Source organism: Christensenella sp. KGMB01412, assembly GCF_055522415.1.
In genome coordinates this window covers 18747-43360 of sequence record NZ_JBVFVW010000006.1, presented here as the reverse complement: position 1 = coordinate 43360, position 24614 = coordinate 18747, and the positions used below count along the sequence as shown (strand labels likewise).

The following is a 24614-nucleotide window of genomic DNA, read 5'->3' as shown; positions in this document are numbered from 1 at the left end:
TGCTTTTTTAAGCGGGGATATTGTTTTGCGGGAAGGATGACTGTAAATATGAATATTTTTGATGGAGTCAATTCGCTGCAACAGGGCGTCGCAGCTTCGTGGAAACGTAATTCTGTGATACTGGATAATGTGGCAAATAATGACACGCCGGATTTTAAGGCTTCCCATGTGGAATTTGAGTCGCTGTACAAAGAAGCGCTGCAATCCGAAGAAGAAGGCGGGTTCCGGCATACAAGGACGCGCGATACCCACCGTACGATTGGCGCGGGAGATTCTTCGAATGTGCAGGCCGCTGTTGTTAAAAATGCGGACACAATCTACCGCATGGACGGCAACAATGTGGATATCGATCAGGAAATGGCTGATTTTGCAAAAAATGTGATTTATTATAACACGCTTTTAAATAAGGTGAACGGGCAGTTTAACCAGCTGCGTACGGCAATTAAGGGACAATAGGTTTTTGACGGGGAGGTAGGAACATGGCTTTTTTACAGTCAATGGACATTACGGCTTCGGCGCTTACCGCGCAAAGGCTGCGTATGGATGTTGTCGCGGAAAATGTGGCAAACATCAACACAACGCGCACTGCGAACGGACAGCCCTACAGAAGGCGTTATGTGGTATTCCAGCAGAAGGAGGAAACGCCGTTTTCAGCACAGCTCAACAATTCGCTTTCCGGTACTGCGGGGAGCGGAGTCCGGGTTACGGAAATTGCGGAGGATCCATCCGAATTCAAGCTGGATTATAATCCGACGCATCCGGATGCGGATGAATTTGGATATGTGCGTATGCCCAATGTGGAGCTTGCGCGCGAAATGGTGGACATGATGTCTGCGACGAGGTCTTACGAGGCCAATATTACCGTTATGAACTCAACGAAGAGCATGGCAATGTCCGCGCTTGATATTGGGAAATAACAGACGATTTACGGGGGTATCGATTCATGAATATCACTTCTATTGCCTCGCCGGCAGAATTATATCAGGCTGCGGCAGGCCAAAAGACAGAAAACAGGCAGGGGGCTTCATTCAGCGATATGCTGACAAACGCCATAGCCCAAACCGATCAGCTCAATCAAACCGCACAAAGCGACACACAGGCGCTGCTTGCAGGCGAAGTGGACGACATTGCAGGCGTAATGATCAACAGCAATAAAGCGGGAATCGCGCTTGATATGGTCGTGCAGGTACGCAATAAGGTGCTTGACGCATATAACGAAGTTATGCGGATGCAGCTATAGCGGGGATCAAAAAACGTGGTAGAAGAAAAGACAGTCGAACTGGCTAAGGGGATCGATTTCCAGAATATACTGGTTATGATCGTCTATTTAGTGTTGATCTTGCTCGCCGCTTATTTCCTGACAAAATTTGTTGCGAAACGCTCTATGCGCAAGGGAATGAAAAAGGAGCCGGGCAAGTCGGGGCCGGGCATAAAGCGCCAGGAGCTGGGGCATTTGGTGAGTGTTGCAGACCGGATTGCGATTGACAGGGATAAAACGGTTATGGTGGTCGAATTCCAGGGAAAATATTATCTTCTGAGTACAACGGCGCAGGAAATCAAGTGTATCGACAAAGTGCCGATCCAAACGGAAGAAGAGCTGGAAAAAACGCCGCCGGAACCGCAAGCCGGTCAGGAAGAGCAAACGCTTGAAAATGCAGCTGGAAGCGGGGAAGCGCCGGTAGCTTCGGCGCCCGTGCGGCCGGAGAACTTTTGGAGGCGGTTTTGCAAAAGTTTCCGGATTGTTGCGTCGGGCTATTTCCAAAAGGCAGGCAGAAACAAAGAACAGCAAAGGATGTTTGACGCACAGCTTAAAGAAATGATGGCTGAAAAGAAGACGCAGCCGGATGCTCAGGACGATAATCAGGACAAAGGACATTTGGGTAAGGAATGATCGCCGGCGGCGAGGGGTATTGTTGATTGAAAAAGAAGGTAGTTTTACTCACCGTTATTATAATTGTGGCAGTGGTTTTGTTATGCGGCTGTGCAGATACGACGGGCGATGGCACGGGGGCGGACAGCGGATCTGATCCGCTTACACAACTCGTGGGGAGCCGTTCCACGGCGTTGCAGCTTGTGGGATTGCTTACGATTCTCAGTATAGCACCCGCGATTTTGTTGATGGTGACAGGGTTTACCCGAATCATCATTGTACTTTCGTTTACAAGAAATGCGCTTGGGTTGCAGCAGATGCCGCCCAATCAGGTATTGGTTGCTCTTGCGCTTTTCCTGACGTTTTTTGTGATGGCCCCGGTATTTACGCAGGTAAAAACCGAGGCGATCGATCCGTATGTGGCGCAGGAAATCACATTTGAAGAGGCTGTCGACGCGGCGGAGGAACCGATCCGTGATTTCATGCTGCACCAGACCTATAAGCCGGACCTTGAAATGTTTATGGAATTTTCCGATACGTCGGATGTGCAGAACCTTGACGAGGTGCCGACTACAACGATCATTCCGGCATTTATCACGAGCGAGCTGAAACGCGGATTCCAGATTGGATTCTTTATCTATATTCCATTTATTGTGATAGATATGGTCGTATCCAGTACGCTGATGGCGATGGGCATGATGATGCTTCCGCCAATCGTTATTTCGCTGCCTTTTAAGGTGCTGCTGTTTATATTGGTGGACGGCTGGTCGCTCACGATGCAGTCGCTGCTTACAACGTTCACATAGTTGGCCTGAGAGGGGAAGAAATACGAAGACAGGCCGATATTGGCAGTGAGGCCAGGCTAAGACAAGGAAGTGATTATCATCGATCAGGCGACAATTATAAAAGTAATGCAGGATGCAATCAGCACAGTGCTCACAGTGGCGCTGCCGCCTATTTTGATCGGGCTTGTAATCGGCATCATCATATCGATTTTCCAGGCTGCAACGCAGATTAATGAACAGACGCTTACCTTTGTGCCGAAGATTATCGGCATACTGCTGGCAGTGCTCATTTTTGGCGGGTTGATGCTGAACAATCTGACTGAATTTACGGATCGTATTTATGGTTACATCGTAACGGTGGCGTAAAGGCGGTTGCGATGGATTTTTTTACGGTGTTTGCGCAAAATTGGGATTTTTATCTGTTGCTTTTCCTGCGGGTGTCCGGACTGATTTTTTCCTCGCCGATTTTTGGCAGGAGGAATATCCCAAACGTTGTAAAAATAGGGTACTGTATCTGCATATCGCTTTTGTTTTTACAGTCGATACCGCAGATTTCAGAGCAGATGCAGGCGTTTGATTATCACGATGACACGCTCATCTACATTTTTTTGTGCATCAAGGAGCTGCTGTTCGGCGTGATATTGGGATATGTGCTCAACCTGTTTTTCAACCTGACGTTTACGGCGGGACAGCTCATCGATATGCAGATGGGGTTTGGCATGGTCAACGTGTTTGATGTGCAGAACAATATCAGTATACCGATGGTGGGAAATTTCCTGAACATACTGATGCTGCTCGTGTTTTTCGCAACAAGAGGGTATGAGCGGCTGCTGAAGATTATGTATCTGTCCATCGAGAAGATACCGATCGGACAGGTAAGCTTTAACGCAAATATTGGCTGGGTGGCTCTGGAGCTGTTCATTCAGGCGTTCCTGCTTGCGGTGATCGTCGCGATGCCGATTATTGCATCCGGGCTGCTCGGAGAGGCGTGCTTTGGGATACTGATGCGCATGGTGCCTCAGATGAACGCATTTTCGATCGGCATACCGGTAAAGATCGTTTTGGGGTTTCTGGTGCTGTTTGCAATGATTCCGGTTTATGTGGCCTTTATGCCGCAGGTGTTTGACCAGATGTTTGCAGGGCTCGAACAAATGTTCGCGGCACTGACGGGTTAGGGAAAATGGCAGATAACAACAGCAGCGGGGAAAGAACCGAAAGCGCAACCCCAAAAAAGAGGCAAGACGCAAGAGAGCGCGGACAGGTTTTAAAAAGCACGGAAATCGTGATGACGGGTACCCTGCTTATTATGTTTGGCGCGCTTAAGCTGCTGATGCCTGTGATTGCCCAGGGGCTTATTAATTTTTCCGGAAGCTTTTTTTCCGGACAATATATACAGGACGAGGTTACGACAGAGAGCATTATCCCCGTGATGCAGACGATGATCTACGGTTTTTTGCAGATCATGCTGCCAATACTTGCGGTGGCGCTTCTCGCGGCGGTTGTAGTAAACGTAGTGCAGACAGGCTTTTTATTCAGCACCAAGGCGCTGGAGCCGAAGATGAGCAGGCTTAATTTCTTTGAGGGGATCAAACGTGTGTTTTCCACACGTACGTTGTTTGAACTGATTAAATCGATCCTGAAGGTTGTAGTGATCGGCGTCATCATTTATTTGCAGATAGAGGGCAATATGCCTGCGTTTGCAACCATGATGAGTACAAACATCGAGGCCAACATACTGAAAATCGCTGATATGATCATCAGCGCGGCATTTAATATAATGCTTTTCCTTGCTGCGATTGCCCTGATGGATTTTATGTTCCAGAGGTGGCGGTATGAAAAGGACCTGCGGATGTCCAAATACGAGATCAAGATGGAAATGAAGCAGCAGGAAGGCGATCCGCAGATCAAAGGGAAAATACGCCAGAAACAGCGCCAGATGGCTATGATGCGTATGATGCAGGACGTTCCGGATGCGGACGTGGTGATTACAAATCCGACGCAATATGCGGTAGCGCTGAAATACGATGATGCAAAATACAGCGCTCCGATTATCCTTGCAAAGGGCAAGGACAATGTGGCGGCAAAAATCAAAGAGATCGCAAAGGAAAATTCCGTGGAGCTGGTGGAAAACAAACCGCTCGCACGAAGCCTGTACGCGACCTGCGAGGTGGGCGACATGATACCGGTGGAACTGTACCAGGTCGTAGCGGAGATACTCGCTCAGGTTTACAAGGCAAAAAACAAAAACAGGTAAGTAATCCTCCGCTTTCAGGCGGAAGATTCAGATAAGTTTGGGAGATAAAGGGTAAACGAGGTCAGGATGAAAATAAAGGACGCCGGAATTGCATTTGTTGTTTTAATCGTAGTATTGCTGATCATAATTCCACTGCCGCCGGTGTTGCTGGACGTGCTTTTGGTCGTTAATATATCGACGTCCCTGCTTGTGCTTCTGATGACGCTTTACGTCCATGAAGCGCTTGATTTTGCCGGGTTCCCGTCACTGTTGTTGATTTTGACACTGTTCCGTTTGGGCCTCAACATCGCTTCTACGCGGCTGATCCTGGGGAATGGGGGAAACGCAGGCTCAGTAATCGAGGCGTTTGGGAGCTTCGCAACGGGCGGGAACCTGGTTGTAGGGATTATTATATTCCTGATTATTATCGTAATACAGTTTGTGGTCATTACAAAAGGCGCAGAGCGCGTGGCTGAGGTGTCCGCACGGTTTACGCTGGATGCAATGCCCGGAAAGCAGATGGCAATCGACGCAGACCTGAATTCAGGATTGATTAATGAACAGCAGGCAAGGGAACGCCGTGAAAAAATTTCAAATGAAGCGGATTTTTACGGTGCGATGGACGGTTCGAGTAAATTTGTAAAGGGCGACGCCGTGGTTGGCATCCTCGTAACGGTGATCAATATCGTCGGCGGACTCATCATAGGCTCTATGAACGGGGATGGAGCGCCGTTTGACGAGATTTTACAGACATATACGATTGCAACGATTGGCGATGGACTCGTCAGCCAGATACCGGCGCTGATGGTATCGACGGCGACCGGAATTATCGTGACGCGCGCTGCGTCGCAGAGCAATCTGGGCCGTGACCTCATCAACCAGCTGACAAGGCAGCCCTATGTATTTATTATGCTTGGGATCATGCTGATTTTTATCAGCCTGATTCCAGGACTGCCAAAGCCGCCGATTTTCATAGTGGCAGGGCTTGTACTGGTCATTGGGATCGTACTGCTGCGTGCGAACAAAAAGCCTGAGCAGCAGGCGCAGGAAGAGGATAAGGCGCTTGCCGCCGCGCGTGAAAAACGCAAGCCGGAAAATGTAACCGCATTGCTTCAGGTGGAGCTGATAGGGATTGAAATGGGATACGGACTGGTTCCGCTTGTGGACACAAGCCAGGGCGGGGATCTTTTAGAGCGTGTGGTGATGATACGCAGGCAATGCGCGATTGATCTTGGAATTATCGTGCCGGTTATCCGTATCAGGGACAATATACAGCTTAGCACCAATGAATACGTGATTAAAATCAAGGGTGTGGAGGTCGCCAAGGGAGAGGTAATGCTCGACCATGTACTGGCGCTCAGCACCAATGATGTAAAGGGAAAATTACAGGGGATTGATACGGTGGAGCCGACCTTTGGTTTACCTGCCGTGTGGATACCGGAAAGCGAACGGGAAAAGGCAGAGCTTTTGGGATATACGACTGTAGACGCGCCCTCTGTGATTGCTACGCATCTTACAGAAACAATTAAGCGCCACTGCTTCGAGCTTTTGACGCGCCAGCAGGTGCAGACGCTCGTTGATAATCTCAAAACAACGCAGCCCGCCCTTGTCGATGAAACGGTGCCAAAGTTGTTTTCGCTTGGCGAAATTCAAAAGATACTTGCAAACCTGCTTCGGGAAAACATACCCATTCGGGATATGGGAACGATACTCGAAACGCTTGCCGATTGCGGCGCTGTGGTGCGCGATATCGACCTGTTGACAGAATACGTGCGCAAGAGCCTGTACCGTACGATCTCCAAACGCTTTGTGCCGGACGACAAGGCGCGCGTGATTACGCTCGATCCGTCGCTTGAAAAGCTGATTGCCGATAAGACCAAGCAGACGGAACAGGGGACTTATGTTGCGCTTACGCAGGGAGAAATTCAAAAGATTTTCAGCAGCCTGAAGGCTGTCATTGAAAAGATGAATCAAATGGGTATTACGCCTATCGTGCTGACCTCGCCTCTGGTGCGCAGGCAGTTTAAAAACGTGACGAGCCAGATGATACCTGATCTGATTGTGCTTTCCTATAACGAGCTTGACAATAATGTCGAGGTTTTCTCGGATGGTGTGATCAGCATCACCCCCGATCAGCAATGAGCGGTCGGATCGAATATACAGTAGAGGCACGTGTGGCCGGAATTGCTGACCGGAAGTGGAAAGGGTTTGTGCAGAAATGAAATTAAAAAAGTTTTACGTGGAAAACATGTCGGAGGCAATGAAGGTTCTGAAGGACGAAATCGGACCGGATGCGGTGATTTTGAGCAGCAAGCAGGTTCGAAAGAAAAAAGGGCCTCTGGGGATTTTTTCTAAAAAAGTATTCGAAGTGGTTGCGGGTTACGAAGACGAAGCGGTAAAACAGGAAAGGTACAAAGCGCCTCCGGCTGCACCGGCCTTCCAGCCGATGCGAAGCGATGTGCAAAACGCTTACGCTGCCTCTGCCGCCGCTGCACAACTGCATAATACAGGGAAAGCTCCCGATGCGGAGGGGCTTTCGGACAGCATTGGAGAGCTGCGGAGCCTGATCGGCAAACTGAGCGAAAAGGTGGATATGCAGCAGCAGCCTGCGGACAGGCGTTTTTCCAAAGACGTCATGGAAGTTTACCGCAAACTTACGGCAGGCGATGTAGATACGGAAACGGCAGAAGAATTATGTGCTGAAATTGAGAGCGTCTGCAACAAACGCAGCGCGTCTGCAACAGATGTTGCAAAATCCCTGCTCGAGGAAATGCTCGGAAAACCACATACGGTTGAATGCACAAAATTCAAGCAGAAGACGGTTTTATTTGCGGGGCCGACGGGTGTTGGCAAAACAACAACGCTCGTTAAGCTCGCTTATATGCTCGTTTATGATAAAAAGTTAAACGTGGGGATCATAAACGCGGATGTATTCCGCGTCGCGGCACAGGAGCATTTGAATGCTTACTGCGAAATACTGAAAACGGATTGCATTACGATTTACAGTCCGGAGGAAATCAAGGATGCGCTTGAAGCCATGAAAGACAAGGATATTGTACTCATCGATACGGCGGGTAAGGTTTCGGACGATAAGGAGTATCGGCTTGATATCGCTAAGCTTGTACAGCTTGGCGGGATCGATGATATTTATATCACGCTGAGTATGTCTACAGCCCAGCGCGTGCTCAGCTCGACGATTGCCAATTATTCTTTTCTCAAGCAATACAGTATTATTGCGACCAAAACGGACGAACTGCCCACAAAAGGTCCGCTTGTAAGCGTTGCAAAGATCAGTGGTATGCCGCTTTCCTATCTGACATGCGGCCAGAATGTACCGGATGACATCAAAGTTGTATCCGCCAAAGAGATCATTACGTCGATTTTGGAGAACTGAGATGAGTAAACAGGCAGAACATCTTCAGGAAAGAGTGGACGCGGCCTCGAAGAAAGTTGGAGAACCGGCGGACAAAAAAGCAAAATTATTTTGCGTTACGAGCGGAAAGGGCGGAGTTGGAAAAACAAGTTTTTCTGTGAATTTTGCGCTGGCGCTTGCGGAATATGGGAAAAAATCGGTAATCATCGATGCTGATTTTGGGTTTTCAAATGGCAATATCATGCTCGGGAAAAATTCACAGTATAGTCTGGAACACGTAATCAGCGGCGAAAAAACGCTGGAAGACGTAATCGAAGAGTGTTTTCCGGGAGTTTGGTATATTTCCGGAGGCTCCGGGGTTGCGGAGCTATTGGCCCTCAAAGAAGAGCAAATGGAAAAAATTATGGCACAGCTCATAGGGCTGGAACAGGAAATGGATTATATTCTGTTTGATACGGGGGCAGGGCTGAATCCAAATATCCTGCGGATGATCAGCGCGAGCGATGAAACGATACTGGTGATTACGCCGGAACCAACCTCGATAATCGACAGCTATGTAATTTTGAAAACAGCCCTCGAGGAGAATGAACAATGTAAAATCAGCGCGCTCATCAACCGGGCGCCGGAACAGAATGCACAGCTTACATTTTCCAACTTCTCAGCGGTTGTGAAAAAGCATCTTGATTACGATGTGCGCATGATCGGCTTTCTTCCCGAGGACACAAGGATGTCGCAGTCAATTTCCGCAATGGTTCCATACATCATACAATACCCGAAAAGTACGGTATCCATGCAGCTGCGGAAAATCGCGGAGGAGATTGCGTTCCAGGAAATAAAGGAGCCGCCACGGGGCCTTAAAGGTTTTTTCAGCAGATTAATCAGGCGGAGCAGGTGAGAAGATGACAGAAAAAACGATGCAGCCAAAATTCGGAGACCTATTGTATATTGAAGTTCCGGAAGAAAATATCATTAAAACGCATATTGAGTTTGTAGAAGGAAACGATATTTGGGTACAAGAGATAGCGAGCGAACTGAGGCAGATAAACAATCATAAAAAGCGTTTTGACGTACGCTGCGTGAGACGTAAGGATATTTGTTCGTTTCGTGTTCAGTTGTTGGGGAGCGAGTGGATTGAAGATATCTGGACGACGCATCTTGGGATTATTTCGCCGATTATGGAGGATGACCGCAGGGAAGCCTACCGCCTGCAAAAGCTGTTCGACGTTTTGTTGAAGAGGATTGTTGATGGAAGTGAAGAAGAGGAGGCGTGGCAGTGCCAGGGTACGGATATTTCCGATACCGGCCTTGGCTTCACATGCAGCGTAAAAAAACGTTATCGCTATAAAGTGGGAACGATATTGGGATGCCGGTTTCGGCTTGGCGATACGGAATATGACCTTCGTGCAAAGGTTGCGCGCGTCATAGACGGAGGAGATGAACGAAACAGGCTTATCCGCGTGGGCGTGCATTTTATTGACCTGGACGATGCGCGCATAGGCAAAAGCCTGAGGCAGTATATATACCGCCAGCAGGTAAAAGGGCGCAAGTAAGTAAGAGACGCGTAATTGGAGGGAAAGCTTTTGACGGATACGGCGGGCGAAAAAGTGAAGGTTTTATGGGACCGCTATTTCCAGGATCCCTGCGTTGAAAACAAAAATGCGCTTCTGGTACACTACTTGTATCTGGTAAAGGCGATTGTGCTTCGTATGATGCCGGTGTATAAGCACCAGAACGATTATGACGACCTGCTCAGTAACGGCGTAATCGGCCTGATGGATGCGATCGACAAATTTGACCCGCAAAAGAACGCAAAGTTTGAGACTTACGCAAGTAAACGCATCCGGGGAGAAATACTTGATTATATGCGCCGGCAGGACTGGATATCGACGACGATGCGGGCAAAGATCAAAAAGGTACGGGATGCTGTGACAGAGCTTACAATGAAGCTGGAGCGCGAACCGCATGACCAGGAGCTTGCAGATTACCTTGGGTTCAGTGTAAAGCAGGTTCGCAGCACGCTTAAAGAAGAATATATCTACAATATTATCTCTTTTGAAAGCGTTATTATTGCAGGAACCGGCACGGACGAACCTTTTCGCGTGATCGATACGATCCATGATGAAAATCAGGACAATTTACCGGAAAAAAGGCTGGAAAAGCAAGAACTGAGCGAGGTACTGGAAGAGATTATCGGGCAACTCCCGGAACAGGAGAAGCTTGTGCTCGACCTGTATTACAGACAGGAGCTGCTTCCAAAGGAAATTGCAGAAATTTTACAGGTGACGAAATCGAGAATATCACAGATCCATACCAAAGCAATCAATACCATCCGTAAAAAGCTGGCGAAATATTAGGGGGGATTTTTATGTCGTTATTCCAGAAAAGAAAACCGGAACAGGAGCCCGGTGTTTGTGAAGTATCTGCGACGCCTGAGGAACGCGAAGAACAGGCGCAGCCGGAGATGGATACAAAGCAGGATAGAAAAGAGGGTTTGTTTTCACTTGCTTATGAAGAAGAAGGCGTATATTTTATCATTGAGCCTGCTGAAGATGGAGATACCGTGGTCGCGCCGGATAAGGTTGCGGATTACCTGAAAAGAAAAGAAGTGGAAGGCGCTGATATGGCGCTTGTTGCGGCACTCATTAAAAAGGGTGCTGCATGCCGTGAAAAAATAGCGGAACCACAGAAGGAGAAAAAGCTTGACGAAGAGATCAGCATAGAGCTTTCCGGCGACAGGATGCAGGCTTTTCTGACGCTTCATGCGGGAGAAGAAGGCGGAAAAACAATGTCGGTTGAGGAAGTGCTTGACCAGATGGGCCGCATTTATAAAGTGAAGGCGGGAGTGGATGAAGAACAGATTGCCTTTATGCTTGAAGGAAAAATGTACGGGCAAAAAATTTTGGTTGCAAAGGGAAAACCGGCGGTGGATGGTGAGAATGGAAAATTGACTTTTCATTTCTCGATGGATGATTTTCTGAAAGTCGATGAAGAACGGGAAGACAGAATAGACTTTCGCAATGTCATGAAATTCGAAAAAACAGAGGAAAAACAGGTTCTCGTGTCAAGGAGCTTCGCTACGCCGGGTTCCGATGGTTATGATGTGCTTGGAACGAGACTACCCGCAAAACGCGGAAAAGACGTTTCTCTGCCGGCGGGGAAAAACGTGCTCATATCAGAGGATAAAAGCCAGCTGACCGCAAAAATCAGCGGCAAAGCCAGCTATATTGGGGGCAAGGTTTCTGTGCTCCCGCATGTTAAGATTAGCGGCGATGTGGATATGTCGGTGGGAAACATAGACTTTGACGGCGATGTTGTGATCGGTGGAAATGTGAAATCCGGATTTGTTGTAAAAAGCAGCGGTAGTATTACCGTTCAGGGAATCGTAGAAGCGGCAACGCTTGTAAGCGGCGGGGATATCGTGATAAAAGGCGGCGTGAGCGGTGCGAGCAAAGGAAGGCTTGAAGCGGAAAACGATGTTGTGACTTCATACATGGAACGCTCAGAAGTAAGCGCTGGAGGGAACGTGATCTCGGGCTCCGTACTGCATTGCCGCGTGGTATGCGAGGACGCGGCAAATGTAGTGCTTGGCAAGGGCGCATTGATTGGAGGGTATACCAGCGCAGGGAAACATATCGCTGCAAAAACGATCGGTACGGAGGCGGGAATTGAGACCGTATTGGAGGTGGGCGCTCTGCCGAAGAAACGCCAGAGGCTAAAGGAGCTTGAAGCCGAGCTTAAGGCCGTTTCCGCCAAGATAGACAGGCTGGAGCTCGCGCTGCAACAGGCACAGAAAAACACCTCGCAGGAGGCTGGGAAAGCCCGGCTTGACGTTGTTATCAGGATTTCGCAAATGAAAAAGCAGCAGGAAGCAATGAAGACGGAAGCGGAAGAGCTAAGTGGACTCATGGCGGGTGCGGGCGGTGGATGTGTCCATGTGCTTGACAGGATTTATCCGGGAGTGAAAATACATATTGGTTCTGTAACGATGCCTGTTTCGATTGAAAACCAGTACGTGACCTATAGCAGGATCGGCCCTGATATCAGATCTGCGCCCTGCCGGTTCGATCCGCAGACAGATCCAACCGTAAAAAGGGGGAACAAACGATGATTAAGGGGATTGATGCGCAGATTATGATACAAAAATCTGTCGATTATGCCAAACAGGTTTCAGATCATGTGAACCGCGCGGAGCAGGGAAAGGATTTCATGACGCAGATGGAGCAGGCAAAGATTGCGCGGGACGCGGAGACCGTAAATAAGACGGACGAAGCGGAGCAGGGACGTATCAGAAGAGAAAAAGAAAGCGGCAGCGGGGGCGGAGGCCAGGAACCGGAGCAACGCGAGGCACGGGAAGAGGAAACGTCCGCAGACGACATTGGAAACACACTGACGGAAAAAGAAAAAATGCTGGGATCGGAGATCGACATCAATATTTAGGAGCGAAAGTTTTTATGGGAGCGGAATATTATATATTTGCATTGTTCGTATTCTGCCTTGCACTGATCATTGTTTTTCTGGTGCTGAAGGGCAGAAAGAAAAACAGGATGGAGGACGACGGCGCACTGGAAGAAAAAAAACAGGAAATCATGCTTGCGATGTTTGAAGCGGAGCAGTTACTTGCCGAGCTCAAGGACTATGTAAAAAACAGCGAGGAAAAAATATCATTGCAGCTTCGTCGTATGGAAATGGATATACAGGCATTTGAACTTGCAAAAGAAAAGGATTCTATGTTGAGGCGGCAACCTGTAGCTGAATTTAAAACAGCTGATCCGGAAGAAAAAACGCTGCCGCAGGAGAATGTGAAAGCCCAGAACGGAAAAGAGCTTTATCAAGAGGCGGAACAGATGAGGCGCAGCGGTATGAACGTCGCGCAGATCGCCCGGACGCTTCATATATCCGCAGGCGAAACAAATTTGATTCTGAAGATGGCGGGAGAGGCAAAAACCACTTCTTAACGCAATATAGCACGCTAAATTGATTAAAATGCGAAAATTACTAAAAAAAAATAAAAAAGCAACGATATATACATAGAGTAATAGGAAGATTAGGAGATCATAAGATGATTAGAAGCTTTTATATTGCCGGAACAGGAATGCTGACGCAGCGTTCCAAGATGGATGTGGTCATAAATAATATTACAAATTCGGATACGACCGGTTATAAAAAGGATCAGGTGGTAACCCGTTCCTTTGAGGATATGCTGCTGGACCGGCTCAACGATCCTTCTATATTATCGCAGACTCGAGTAGGCGGCCAAAATACTGGAATTTATGTAGATGAGCTGTCGGTTGATTTTTCGCAGGGGCCGATGCAAACGACTGAGCAGCAGACCGATCTTGCGATTTCGGGAGATGGTTTTTTCTGTGTGCGTACGCCACAGGGAGTGCGGTATACGCGCAGCGGAAATTTTCAGGTTGACCTGAATGGCAATTTGTTAACGCAGGAAGGCTATAATGTGTTAGGACAGAACGGCGCGCCAATCAACGTTGGCACAGGGGAATTCAAGGTGACGCAGGATGGCGGCGTTTATTTGAACGGTCAGGCTGTCGGGCGGCTGCAAATCGTGCAATTTGCCGACAACACAGTACTGCGAAAAGCGGGAGACAACCTGTATTATCCCTATAACGGCGCACAGCCTGCGGTGATGCAGAACCCAACGGTAGCGCAGGGGATGCTGGAAGGCTCAAACCTTGATATCGGGCGCGAAATGGCGGAGATGCTGATGACAAACAGGGCCTATGAAAGCAATCAGCGTATTTTGCAGATGGCGGACGACTCGCTTTCCAAGACAGTAAACGATATCGGAAGATTTTAGGGGTGAATAGATTATGATGCAGGGAACATACACGGCGGCGCTTGGCATCGCTTCGCAGCAAAAAAGGCTGGATACCATTGCCAACAATATTGCGAATATCGATACGAACGGATATAAGACCAGCAGAACCGATTTTAAGGATGCGCTTTATTACAATATGTCAAGGGTAGAGCAGCCGCAGGATACCAACAATATGCGAAAAGGCGTTGGAACGCTTGTCTCCGGGATCAGCAGGATTTATACGCCGGGCGCGTATAAGGAAACGGGCATGGAAACGGACTGCTATATTAACGGAGAAGGATTTTTCATGGTACAGTCGCAGGACGGGCAGGTATATTATACACGCGATGGAAATTTTGCGAAAAGCTCGCAAGCGGATGGAGAATACCTTGTGAACGGAAACGGCTATTATGTCCTTGGCAGGGACGGTCAGAGGATACGTCTCGAGGGAACCAAACTTGAAATATCGCCTGAGGGGAATATTTCGGCGGGAAACGGGGCAGAACCCTACGCTGCGCTTGGGCTTGTAACGTTTCCAAATCAAAAAGGACTGACTGCTGCATCGGGAAACCTGTTTACCGCTTCTGCAGCTTCAGGACAACCGCAGGCAGCCGGAGAGGAAACAACCGTGATCCAGAAGGCGCTTGAAGGTTCCAACGTCAATCTGGCGGAAGAGTTCTCCAGCATGATTCGCGCTACGCGTGCGCTACAATTATCTTCACGGGCGCTTTCCATGGCAGATCAGATGGATGGTACGGCAAACTCAATCAGGAGATAGAGCTTACAAGCCAGGAGTGAATAAATATGGTAAATAATTTCAGGACGTGTAAATATTGCGGAACTATTTTCCAATATATGGGCAATGCCTTTTGCCCCAAATGCCTGAGGGAGATGGATGAAAAATTTTCAATCGTTAAAAATTTCCTGTACGAAAACCCGGGCGCTTCCGTCGCCCAAATTTCAGAAGATACTGAGATCGATGAAAAAATGATTCTTTATTTTCTGCGGGAAGGGCGTCTGGAGATGATCACGCCGGACGGCTCGCTCGTGTGTGAAAAATGCGGGGCGCCAATTACAAGCGGACGCCTATGCAATCATTGCAGGAGCTCGCTTACAAGTATACTGGATAAAGCGCTTCCACCAAAAACTGCGGTGCAAAAGAGTGAAAAAAACAATGTGGGACGCAAGGTAAGAGATAAGCTCCATGTGGACGTAACAAAAAAGTAAGGAGAAACACAAATGAAAATTGATGCGACAACGTCGGTTTACGCAGTAGAACGTTACCGCGCAATTACCAATAAGAATAGTATTCAGGCTGAAATGCCGGAGCAGCGGGACGAAATACAGATTTCAGACGACGCAGCCTCGTTTTCTGAAGCGTTTCAGGTGGCGCGGGAAACCTTAAATACCAGACTGGAAACTTCGGATACACAGCGGATCGGCATGATTCGCCAGTCGATTGAGGATGGAAGCTACCAGATCAAAACAAGCGAGCTGGCAAACAGGATTTTGGCGAATTATAACGTTGTGAAAGAGGATGCAGCCAATGGTTGAGAGGTTGGTTGGAGCACTCGACCAACTGAGTGCGCTTTATGAAAAGATGCTGGAGCTTTCCACGAGGAAAAATGAGTGCATTGTAAAAAGCGACGTACAGGCAGTCGGCGATATTGTGAAAGAAGAATGGCTGCTTTTGAGCGAGATTGGCAAGGCGGAGGAAGAACGCGCACGGGTTGTATGCGAAATCGACGCCGGCGTGGTGGCGGGCACTGAAAATATTACCGTACAGAATGTAATCGACGCTGCGCAGGGAGAAGAGAAAAAACGCCTGTCTGCCGCGGTGGACCGGTTGAAAGCATTGATCGATATGCAAAAAAAACTGAATGCGGAAAGCCGGGCGCTCATCGAGCTGCAATTACAATATGTAGATTTTATGATCAATACTTTTTTGAAGGAACCACAGGTGAGCAATATCTATGGAAATTCAGGAATTGTAGAAGAGACGGAAACGGAACACAAGGGAATTATCGATAATCAGGTGTGAGGAGCAATAAATGAGATCAACTTTTTATGGCTTGGAAATAGCGAAAACAGGACTCTTTATCAGTCAGAACCAGCTTGACGTAACCGGACATAATATTTCGAACGTGGATACGCCGGGATATACGCGCCAGCGCCTTGCAACCTCTGCAATACCGGCAGGCTCACAGAACGCCTATATTGCGGTGGACAAAAGGGGAACCTCGGGGAGAGGCGTTGAGACCATCTGCGTGGAGCAGTTGCGTAATCCGTTTCTCGATTATCAGTACAGAAACGAGAATTCCACGACAACAAAATGGCAGACCAAGGAACAATATTTTGAATATGTGGAGGCGCTCTTTAATAACGAGCTTGACAGCATAGAGACCTCATCCGGTATTTCCGCTATTTTTTCTGAATTCTACAACAGCCTGCATGAGCTTGAAAAAGCGCCTGCAGACCAGGGCGTCAGAAAGAATGTCCAGCAGAGCGCAATCAAGATGACGCAAAGCATGAATACCTATTACGACCGTTTGATCGATCAGCAGAATACGCTCAATGAAAGCGTGCGAATTACAACAAATGAGATCAACGATATCGCGAAATCAATCGCATCGCTCAATGAGCAGATTTATGGATACGAGCTTTCAGGCGCGAAGGCAAACGACCTGAGGGATCAGAGGAATACCCTTCTGGATACGCTTTCAGGGCTTATTAACATTGAAACTTCCGAAGATATCAACGGACAGCTTATCGTTCAGGTAAACGGCCGGAACCTTGTGCGCCATGCAAGCTATAAACAGTTTGCTGTCGCAGAGAACAAGCCGAATCCGGTGGACGGCGGGGAGACGATGCTTTATGGCGTTTACTGGGCGGACCAGAATGGAAATCCGACGACAAGCGAGGTAGATCCGCAAAACGGCGCGTTGAAAGGATATCTTGATATCCGCGATGGAAATACAAAAGACAATGTTGGTATTCCGTACGTTATGCAGCAGCTAAACGCACTATGCCAGAAAATAACGGATGATTTCAACTCGGTGCATGAAAAAGGATATACAACGCCCAACGGCGCGGAAACGGACAGCCGGACGGGAATCAAATTTTTTGCACAGGAATACAATGCAGATGGAACAAAGGTTGCCGTTACTGCAAAAAATTTCAGGATCAGCGACGATATTATGAACGACGTATTCAATATCGCGGCGTCGGATATGCCTGTATCTACAGGCGGCGACAATGAACAAAAGGGCAACGGGAAAATTGCGCTGCAAATGTGTGAACTGATATCAAAGCAAAACAGTTCAGGGAACGCCGATAATGTTGACAGCGCTTACCGGCAATTCCTTTCGGAAATCAGCATAGCGCTCGAGCATATGCACGATACGGCGGACGCGCAATCGATTATGAAGTCGCATCTTTCCCTGCAACGGCAGTCGATCAGTAATGTTTCGCTCGATGAAGAAATGACGAACGTCGTGCGTTACGGGCACGCGTATAATGCGGCTTCCCGGCTGATTTCCGCGATAGATGAGGAGCTCGACAACCTGATCAACAAAATGGGCCTTGTAGGCAGGGCGTAGGAGGAGAACTGATATGAGAATAACCAATTCCATGATGATCGATAATTTATTGAGAAATCTCAACGGGAACCTCACCCGTGTCAACAAATACAGTTCGCAGCTTTCCAGCAACCGCAGGATTGTGAACCTGTCGGACGATCCGATCGGGGTGATGAACAGCATGAATGCACGACAGCAGATCAGGAGGCTGAACCAATACCGCAGCAATGTAACAACGGCGCGCAGCTGGGCGCAGCAGGCGGAATCTTCCGTATATGAAATGCAGCAGACCGTCGTTAAGATGAAAGAGCTCATGGTCGACGCGATGGGCACGAAGACGGAATCGGACAAAAAGAATTTTGCCACGCAGATCAGGGAATTGACCGAGCATTTGCTGCAAACATGTAACTCCACCGTAGGGGATAAATATATTTTTTCCGGATTCAACAGCACAAAAGCAGGGTTTGAGGCAGTTCGAGATGAAAATGGAAATTTAACAAACGTACTTTACAATGGTCTCGACCTTACTAAAACCGGTGCGGATGCAGTCACGGGGAAACGTATTGAAAATTCTACGAACGCAACAAATTACCAGTGGTCGGGAGAGCTTGCAAACCCGCAGAAATATACAATCAGCGTAGGTGCGACGGACGCTACGGGTACGAAAGTAATTTTTACGGATGCGGCGGGAAATACCGTAACCAAGACTGTAACGGATGCAGATGCAGCCGCCGGAACCATCGATCTTGGGGATTTTGGAACGGTTACGTGGAAAAATGAGGCAACAGCGCCCAATTCGGAAGAGATTGCAAACGCGATTGCGTCGGCGGGCAGCGTGACTACGCCTGCGGCAGCCGTAATGGGCCCTAAGGCCGAGCAGGCGATCAATGATAACGGACTACGGTGGACTGGCGCATTGAACGACTCAACGCAAAAGTATAGCATTGAGGTAAATGGCGATACGCTTGTTTTTAAAAATTCCTATGGCAGCCAGGTTGCTACGCATCAGGTGAGCGCGGCGGATGTGGCGAATGGATTTATCGATCTCTCGGCACAGGGCCTTGGACGTGTGGAGTGGGATACGGCGCCGGCGCCGGACGCTGCAGATCCGGCGGATACGCAGGAGCAGGCGCTTGCGCGGATGATCGGCTCGGCAGAGTTTGTAACGTCACAGCTGGGTGAGGAATCCACGCAGGATGTTGAATTTGAGATTGGATTCAATATGAATTTTGACGTAACCTTTACAGGGATCGATATCGTGGGGACTGGTGAAAATAATATGTTCAGTATACTAACCCAGATGACGGCAGACCTTGAAGCAGGCAAATCAAATGATGAACTGACGAAATACCTGACAAAACTGACGGGAATACAGGACAGGTTTGTATCCACGCTTGTGGAATCGGGCGTACGTACCGTGAAGCTCGATACGATGGTAAACCGGTATTCCATGGATGCGATCAATTATGAGTCGATCCGCTCTGATGTGGAAGATATCGACCAGGCTGAAACGATTATGAATTATAAGTATTGCCAGTCAATTTTTGAGCAGGCGCTTGCAAGCGGCGCACAAATTATACAACCAACACTGATGGACTTTTTGAGATAATGATATAAAGAGGGAAAGAAGGAGCGCATATGAAAACGTTGAATATCCAGAGCACAAGGCCTACGCTGGATATTACATCGACAAAAGCCGAATTGCAGATCGTTAACAAGATGAGACGATTTCGAACGGAGACAGTACGCCCTGAAATGCGTGTTGTCCGCCAGGCTCCTACAATGAAAGTAAACTGGAAAAAGGTCTGGTCGGACAGGGGATTTCGTTCACCGGATAATTTCCGGCAATATACGCAACAGTATGCAAAACAGCTTGTCGGAGAGGCGATCAGCAATATTCGGGCCCATGGCGACTATTTCATGAATCTGAAAGGATATAGGGGCAGTGACAGAAATCCTGTGGGGGAATGGGCGTTGCAACAGATGCTCGATAACACGCAGGATATTACGATGGCGCAGCCAATCGATCCGCCGGAGGTCGAATGGGATCCGGGATATGTAAAGGTTGAGTGGACGCAGGGCGACGTAAGAATCGAATGGGATGACGATTTCATGCCGGAATTTACCGTTACGCCTTATTCCGTTGAAATCAGGCTGGAAGGCAGGGCAGAAGTAAAGATTACGGTCAATGAAGACCGGATTGCCTCCAATCATGGGAAAAAAGTAGATAAAAAAATTTGACAGGGGAGTAACGAAGTGGAGATCAAGTCGGCAAGATTTGGAGAAGTAGAAATCAGCGAGCATAGCGTTATCACATTTCCGACAGGGATACCGGGCTTAAAGGATTTGACAAGGTTTGCCATCATAAGGTGCGACCAGACTGAGCCGATCCAGTGGCTGCAGAGCATGACGGATGAAACGGTATCAATTCCAATCATCAATCCGTTTATTATTAAGCCTGATTATGAAATCGAGGTGAATGACGAAGAGCTGGATCTGATAAAAACACATGATGAAGAGGAGCTTGTAGTACTGAATATTATGGTGCTGCCGGAAGAACTGCCAAAGATGACGGTAAACCTCATGGCTCCATTGCTCATCAATATCAAGGAAATGCTGGGGATACAGGTTTTGATGGATTATAAGCCAATGCCGATCAGCTATCCCGCCTTTGACCTGTTGATGGAATACTATAAAAAGAAGGAGGCGGACGACAATGCTGGTGCTGACAAGAAAAGCGAATGAGGCAATATTGATTGGCGACGACATCAAGATAACTGTGTTAAGCTCGGAAGCGGATCGTGTAAAGATTGGAATCGAGGCACCAAAAAGCTTGCGCGTCTACCGCTATGAAACACTGAAAAAAGTGGTGCTGGAGAATCAAACGGCTGCCAATGTAAATGTAAACCTGGTAGAGCTGGCCAATTTAAAGACACAGGTAGAGAAAAGCAAAGAATAGATGCGCTATGGTGGGTGTGTCAGACAGGGCGGCGGCATGGATGCTGCCGTGTGATGGAGGACAAGGATGAAATTTCAGGTTAGAACAGTATATGCGTTACGCGTACTCGGATATTTTTATAAGAACAACAACTCGTTATCCAAAGCGGTGGATATTTCAAACAGGTTAAATATACCTTATATGTTTTTGATGAAAACGATCGGGATCATGAAGGAAGCCGGCTTTATTCGTTCAATCCAGGGTTGTAACGGAGGGTATATGATGGCGCTTCATTCGGATGAGATTAACGTATATGAGGTGGTAAAAGCGCTTGAAGGTGATTTTTCGCTGTTTCAGCAGATGGGAGAAAAAATACAGGAAGGCGAGATCGAGATTAAGCGTTTCTTTGACGAAATACAGGAACAGATGGTTGGAGTCCTCAAAGATATGACGATCAAGAAGTTGTATGAAAGTAAGAGTGTGGAGCAAAAAGCGATCTGATTGACGTAAATGACTTCCCGTAAAAATAAAGTAAGTATCATGGTAAATGAAAAAACGGCGCAGGCTTGCAGTTGCGCTGTTTTTTCATTTAAGCGGCGGGGACGAAACTGCGCTTATCAAATCAGGCTTTTCGGAACATGTTTGCGATGGAAACGTGAAAAATATTCATCGTCGCTATCGAAAGGCATGACGAAGGGAATGTTTGTTTTAAAAGAAGTTACCCGCCTTTTTGATTCGTATTTGTGCTTGAATTTTTTTTGAATCCAAAATTCTTACAAAATAATCAATGAAAAATTTTTATAAATTGTCCGGCTTTTTAAAAAATTTTAATGATTTAACAATTATTCGTTCGAGATAAAAACGGAATTGCTATTATTTTTTTACAAAAAAGTGACATTAGTATTATGTTTTGATAAAATGCAATGAAAATAATCGTAGAAATTTTCATTAAATCAGCCTAAAAAAGAGTTGTCTTTTTCCCGAAAAGATTTTATACTTCATACAACAGTCAAAGTAAATTTTACCCATGAGAAAAACTACAGAACATTTTTTTAAATAGCGGACAGAAAAAAGTCGAATTTTTAAACAAAGAAGATTTAAAGCGGTTTAATAAATTTCTATCAGGTTCTATCGGAGCATCTGCAGATGATTAAAGACAGAGCAGGAAAAAAAATTACAATCCATGATGTTGCAAGGGAAGCGGAAGTTTCAATTTCGACTGTATCCCACGTTTTGAATGGAACGGCGAAAATTTCAGAAGCAACCCGGCAGCGTGTAATCGATATTGTTCAGCGGTTCAATTATGTGCCAAACGGTTATGGGCTCAAAGTACGGGATAAGGGTTCAAAAGTCCTGGGGGTTATGGTCGCAGACATCAAAAACGAATTTTATGCAAGGTGCGTACAGTCTATTATGAACACGGCCTTACAGGAAAATTATACGACGATGATTTGCGAAATGGCGTTTAACTATAAAAAGGAATGTATGGGCGTGGACGCGCTTCTGGATAAAGGTGTGGACGGCATTATATTTATCGGCGGTTCGATGGATGGAAATATTATCCGCAAGGCAAACAAATCAGTCCCGGTCATGCTGTGCGACAGAAAAATAACCGGGGTATCCCTGCCATCCGTTACAACGGACAACGTAAGTGTTATGCGCAGCCTGATTTCGCTGCTGAAAGACTGGGGATATATGAAGATAGGCCTTCTGTCCGAGACGCTGGAAATGGATAACCTCAAAGACCGCTGCCTTGGGTTTAAGGCGGGAATGGAGGAAAACGGCCTGAAGCAATACAAGGAGTTTATGTTGTTCCATCCTGACTTGAAACTCGATAAGGCAACGGCAGCCAACTGTTTCCTGCGCGAATACCTTGAACGTCACGGGACAAGAAAATTGCCGGAGGTATTTGTAACGACAAGCGACCTCATAGCCGCCGGGGCGATTTCAGCATTGAGGGAATATGGAATACGTGTTCCCAATGATATTGGGATTACCGGTTTTGACGATATCTCCCTCGCGGAAAACCTTGATCCGCCGCTTACTACGGTAGCGCAGAACATGGAAGAAATGGGGGTTTACTGCTTTCGGAATATCCTGAGCTTAATCAATGGAACTGCAATCGGGGTTCCGCACAGTGTGATCGATGCCCAGATTGTGATCCGTAAATCCGTAATCGACCGGCGTTTGCCGGTTTGGAGCAAAATGAAAAGGAGCTGTTAGAATGGAGGACAAAATGATGTTTCAACCAAAATATAGTATTATTCTTGCAAATGTTGGAATGTGTGCCGACCGTTATATGAGCGGCGGGTATTCCAGTCCTTATTCGATTGATGAAATGTTTGCGCGTGTTGCATCGGTAGACGGCGTAAGCGGCGTAGAGCTGGTGAGCGACTGGAATATTACGGCAAAAAATGTGGAACAGATCCGCAAAAATCTTGACGAATACAATTTGAAGCTCGTATCGGTTATTCCCGATCATTTTGGGGAAATGAAATGGGGCAAGGGAGCCTTTACGTCCAAGGACAGTTCAATTCGCAAGCAGGCTGTGGAAGATACCAGGGAGCTGATGGACATTACCGCAGAGCTGGGGGGAAACCTCATTAGCCTGTGGCCGGGGCAGGATGGTTACGATTATTATTTTCAGGGCGACTATATCCGTGAGCATGAATGGTTTGCGCAGGGAGTGGCGGAATGCTGCGATTACCGCAAGGACGTCAACATCTCCATAGAATATAAAATCAAAGAACCGCGCAATTTCTCCTATCCCTCCACGATGGCGGTGATTCTGCTGATGCTTGGAAAACTGGGACGGGAAAACAGCGGCGTTACAATCGATTATGGACATGCGCATGTGGCGGGTGAAAATGTTGCGGAGTCTGTTGCGCTTGCAAAGGAATATGGAAATAAACTCCTGCACGTCCATATGAATGACAATTATGGTTTTTGGGATGACGATATGATTGCAGGCTCGATCCATACGATTCCATTTATTGAATTTTTCTACTGGCTGAAAAAAACCGGATACAGCGGCTATATTTCAACGGATCAATATCCTTATCGTGAAGATGGAAGGGACGCAGTGAACGAGACGGTAAGATGGATGGACATTTTTGCCAGGCTTGTAAACCGTATTGACGATAAAAAGATGGAAGAGATTTATGAAACAGGAAATGCGTGCGAAGTAAGCGCGATGCTGAGAAACCTGATGTTTGGAGAACAGTTCTGCCGCAAGGGAGGTGCTGAATGAAGGTGCTTTTGGTTGGCGAATCATGGACAGTCCATGAGACGCATATGAAGGGATTTGACATTTTTGACGTATGCCGGCACGAAGAACACTGTGGCGATATGCTGGCAAATGTGCTGAGAAAAGAAGGGATTGATGTTGATTTTATGCCCAGCCATGAGGCGCAGGTCGGCTTTCCCGATACGGTAGATAAGCTGAATGCGTATGACGCGGTCATTTTGAGCGATATCGGCAGCAATACGCTGCTCCTCGCGCCGGACACGTTTTACCGTGGCGTACGCAGCCCCAATAAGCTCAAGGCGCTCGTAGATTATGCGGAGCAGGGCGGAGGTGTTGCAATGATTGGCGGATACCTCAGCTTCGCGGGAATCGATAATAAGGCCCGCTATGCAATGACGCCCCTTGCAAAGGCGCTGCCTGTCGAGATCCTGAGCTATGACGACCGCGTGGAATGCCCGGAGGGAATCGTACCTCAGGTTAAGGATGCTTCACATTCGATTTTTGATGGAGTGGGGAAAGACTGGCCATTTTTCCTTGGATACAACAAAATCAAAGCGAAGAAGGAAGCAAAGGAACTTGCCACAATTAACGAAGACACGTTTATTGCCGTAATGGAGTTTGGCAAAGGACGTACGCTCGCTTTCGCGTCAGATTGCGCGCCGCACTGGGGACCGAAAGAATTTGTGGATTGGCAGAGCTACCAGCTGCTGTTTGGAAATATGGTACGGTGGTTATGCGGGAAAATGTGAATTAAAGCGCTTTAATAAATTCTTGA

General features: G+C 47.5%; 31 protein-coding genes. All 31 read left to right on the top strand.

The genetic code is table 11. The features are described 5' to 3' along the window. Positions 1–48 precede the first annotated feature (48 nt). The 31 genes from flgB (at position 49) to ACS5WU_RS10290 (ending at position 24588) form a co-directional block, all read left to right on the top strand. Positions 49–456 carry a flagellar basal body rod protein FlgB gene (gene flgB / locus ACS5WU_RS10440; RefSeq protein WP_302761458.1) on the top strand — a complete coding sequence of 136 codons (408 nt, stop codon included), beginning with the start codon at positions 49–51 and terminating at the stop codon, positions 454–456. A 23-nt stretch (positions 457–479) separates the two neighbouring features. Then, on the top strand, positions 480–917 hold the full coding sequence (gene flgC, locus ACS5WU_RS10435; RefSeq protein WP_046443828.1) for a flagellar basal body rod protein FlgC: 438 nt from the start codon (positions 480–482) through the stop codon (positions 915–917). Between the two features lie 26 nt (positions 918–943). Next, a complete protein-coding gene (fliE, locus tag ACS5WU_RS10430) occupies positions 944–1240 on the top strand; it encodes a flagellar hook-basal body complex protein FliE (RefSeq protein ID WP_046443829.1) in 297 nt (98 codons plus the stop codon). 15 nt (positions 1241–1255) lie between these two features. Then, positions 1256–1891 carry a flagellar biosynthetic protein FliO gene (locus ACS5WU_RS10425; RefSeq protein ID WP_046443830.1) on the top strand — a complete coding sequence of 212 codons (636 nt, stop codon included), beginning with the start codon at positions 1256–1258 and terminating at the stop codon, positions 1889–1891. A 26-nt stretch (positions 1892–1917) separates the two neighbouring features. Continuing rightward, positions 1918–2676 (top strand): flagellar type III secretion system pore protein FliP, encoded by a 759-nt coding sequence (gene fliP / locus ACS5WU_RS10420; RefSeq protein WP_046443831.1) that lies wholly within the window; start codon positions 1918–1920, stop codon positions 2674–2676. A gap of 78 nt (positions 2677–2754) precedes the next feature. Further along, positions 2755–3021: a flagellar biosynthesis protein FliQ gene (fliQ, locus tag ACS5WU_RS10415; protein ID WP_082103498.1), complete on the top strand. Its 267-nt coding sequence runs from the start codon at positions 2755–2757 to the stop codon at positions 3019–3021. A gap of 11 nt (positions 3022–3032) precedes the next feature. Beyond that, positions 3033–3830, top strand: coding sequence for a flagellar biosynthetic protein FliR (gene fliR / locus ACS5WU_RS10410; RefSeq protein ID WP_052740495.1), 798 nt, complete (start codon positions 3033–3035; stop codon positions 3828–3830). Between the two features lie 5 nt (positions 3831–3835). Next, complete coding sequence (flhB, locus tag ACS5WU_RS10405; protein ID WP_302761851.1) at positions 3836–4909, top strand: flagellar biosynthesis protein FlhB; 1074 nt, start codon at positions 3836–3838, stop codon at positions 4907–4909. 66 nt (positions 4910–4975) lie between these two features. After that, on the top strand, positions 4976–7030 hold the full coding sequence (gene flhA, locus ACS5WU_RS10400; protein ID WP_046443834.1) for a flagellar biosynthesis protein FlhA: 2055 nt from the start codon (positions 4976–4978) through the stop codon (positions 7028–7030). Positions 7031–7106: 76 nt separating this feature from the next. Beyond that, positions 7107–8282: a flagellar biosynthesis protein FlhF gene (flhF, locus tag ACS5WU_RS10395; RefSeq protein WP_465089149.1), complete on the top strand. Its 1176-nt coding sequence runs from the start codon at positions 7107–7109 to the stop codon at positions 8280–8282. Between the two features lies 1 nt (position 8283). Then, complete coding sequence (locus ACS5WU_RS10390; RefSeq protein ID WP_465089148.1) at positions 8284–9156, top strand: P-loop NTPase; 873 nt, start codon at positions 8284–8286, stop codon at positions 9154–9156. 4 nt (positions 9157–9160) lie between these two features. Next, positions 9161–9811, top strand: a complete 651-nt coding sequence (locus tag ACS5WU_RS10385) for a PilZ domain-containing protein (RefSeq protein ID WP_302761954.1) — start codon at positions 9161–9163, stop codon at positions 9809–9811. Positions 9812–9841: 30 nt separating this feature from the next. Continuing rightward, entirely contained in the window at positions 9842–10615 is a 774-nt protein-coding gene (locus tag ACS5WU_RS10380) for a sigma-70 family RNA polymerase sigma factor (protein ID WP_052740502.1), read from the top strand. An 11-nt stretch (positions 10616–10626) separates the two neighbouring features. After that, complete coding sequence (locus ACS5WU_RS10375) at positions 10627–12369, top strand: FapA family protein (protein WP_302761957.1); 1743 nt, start codon at positions 10627–10629, stop codon at positions 12367–12369. Further along, positions 12366–12698: a hypothetical protein gene (locus ACS5WU_RS10370; RefSeq protein ID WP_302761959.1), complete on the top strand. Its 333-nt coding sequence runs from the start codon at positions 12366–12368 to the stop codon at positions 12696–12698. The genes ACS5WU_RS10375 and ACS5WU_RS10370 overlap by 4 nt, the downstream gene beginning before the upstream one ends. 14 nt (positions 12699–12712) lie before the next feature. Beyond that, positions 12713–13216: a hypothetical protein gene (locus ACS5WU_RS10365; RefSeq protein WP_302761961.1), complete on the top strand. Its 504-nt coding sequence runs from the start codon at positions 12713–12715 to the stop codon at positions 13214–13216. Positions 13217–13320: 104 nt separating this feature from the next. Further along, positions 13321–14076 carry a flagellar basal-body rod protein FlgF gene (gene flgF / locus ACS5WU_RS10360; protein ID WP_302761963.1) on the top strand — a complete coding sequence of 252 codons (756 nt, stop codon included), beginning with the start codon at positions 13321–13323 and terminating at the stop codon, positions 14074–14076. Positions 14077–14089: 13 nt separating this feature from the next. Then, positions 14090–14854, top strand: coding sequence for a flagellar hook-basal body protein (locus tag ACS5WU_RS10355; protein WP_046443842.1), 765 nt, complete (start codon positions 14090–14092; stop codon positions 14852–14854). A gap of 26 nt (positions 14855–14880) precedes the next feature. Then, the gene (locus ACS5WU_RS10350) at positions 14881–15303 is read left to right on the top strand and encodes a hypothetical protein (protein WP_046443843.1); all 423 of its coding nucleotides are present in this window, start codon (positions 14881–14883) and stop codon (positions 15301–15303) included. A 12-nt stretch (positions 15304–15315) separates the two neighbouring features. Beyond that, a complete protein-coding gene (locus ACS5WU_RS10345) occupies positions 15316–15630 on the top strand; it encodes a flagellar biosynthesis anti-sigma factor FlgM (RefSeq protein ID WP_046443844.1) in 315 nt (104 codons plus the stop codon). Next, complete coding sequence (locus ACS5WU_RS10340) at positions 15623–16117, top strand: flagellar protein FlgN (RefSeq protein WP_320606651.1); 495 nt, start codon at positions 15623–15625, stop codon at positions 16115–16117. The genes ACS5WU_RS10345 and ACS5WU_RS10340 overlap by 8 nt, the downstream gene beginning before the upstream one ends. A gap of 10 nt (positions 16118–16127) precedes the next feature. Next, complete coding sequence (gene flgK / locus ACS5WU_RS10335; RefSeq protein WP_046443846.1) at positions 16128–17675, top strand: flagellar hook-associated protein FlgK; 1548 nt, start codon at positions 16128–16130, stop codon at positions 17673–17675. Between the two features lie 13 nt (positions 17676–17688). Beyond that, complete coding sequence (flgL, locus tag ACS5WU_RS10330; RefSeq protein ID WP_046443847.1) at positions 17689–19263, top strand: flagellar hook-associated protein FlgL; 1575 nt, start codon at positions 17689–17691, stop codon at positions 19261–19263. A gap of 29 nt (positions 19264–19292) precedes the next feature. Continuing rightward, complete coding sequence (locus ACS5WU_RS10325; RefSeq protein WP_046443848.1) at positions 19293–19895, top strand: DUF6470 family protein; 603 nt, start codon at positions 19293–19295, stop codon at positions 19893–19895. A gap of 15 nt (positions 19896–19910) precedes the next feature. Further along, on the top strand, positions 19911–20399 hold the full coding sequence (fliW, locus tag ACS5WU_RS10320) for a flagellar assembly protein FliW (protein ID WP_052740496.1): 489 nt from the start codon (positions 19911–19913) through the stop codon (positions 20397–20399). Beyond that, positions 20371–20613 carry a carbon storage regulator CsrA gene (csrA, locus tag ACS5WU_RS10315; protein WP_046443849.1) on the top strand — a complete coding sequence of 81 codons (243 nt, stop codon included), beginning with the start codon at positions 20371–20373 and terminating at the stop codon, positions 20611–20613. The genes fliW and csrA overlap by 29 nt, the downstream gene beginning before the upstream one ends. 66 nt (positions 20614–20679) lie before the next feature. Further along, entirely contained in the window at positions 20680–21093 is a 414-nt protein-coding gene (locus ACS5WU_RS10310) for an RrF2 family transcriptional regulator (RefSeq protein WP_052740497.1), read from the top strand. A gap of 46 nt (positions 21094–21139) precedes the next feature. Beyond that, the gene (locus tag ACS5WU_RS10305; protein ID WP_465089147.1) at positions 21140–21283 is read left to right on the top strand and encodes a hypothetical protein; all 144 of its coding nucleotides are present in this window, start codon (positions 21140–21142) and stop codon (positions 21281–21283) included. 455 nt (positions 21284–21738) lie between these two features. Further along, a complete protein-coding gene (locus tag ACS5WU_RS10300; RefSeq protein ID WP_302762176.1) occupies positions 21739–22815 on the top strand; it encodes a LacI family DNA-binding transcriptional regulator in 1077 nt (358 codons plus the stop codon). 13 nt (positions 22816–22828) lie between these two features. Next, positions 22829–23842 (top strand): sugar phosphate isomerase/epimerase family protein, encoded by a 1014-nt coding sequence (locus ACS5WU_RS10295; protein WP_197408912.1) that lies wholly within the window; start codon positions 22829–22831, stop codon positions 23840–23842. Then, positions 23839–24588, top strand: coding sequence for a glutamine amidotransferase (locus ACS5WU_RS10290; protein WP_046443852.1), 750 nt, complete (start codon positions 23839–23841; stop codon positions 24586–24588). Before ACS5WU_RS10295 ends, ACS5WU_RS10290 begins: the two co-directional genes overlap by 4 nt. Positions 24589–24614: the final 26 nt, after the last annotated feature.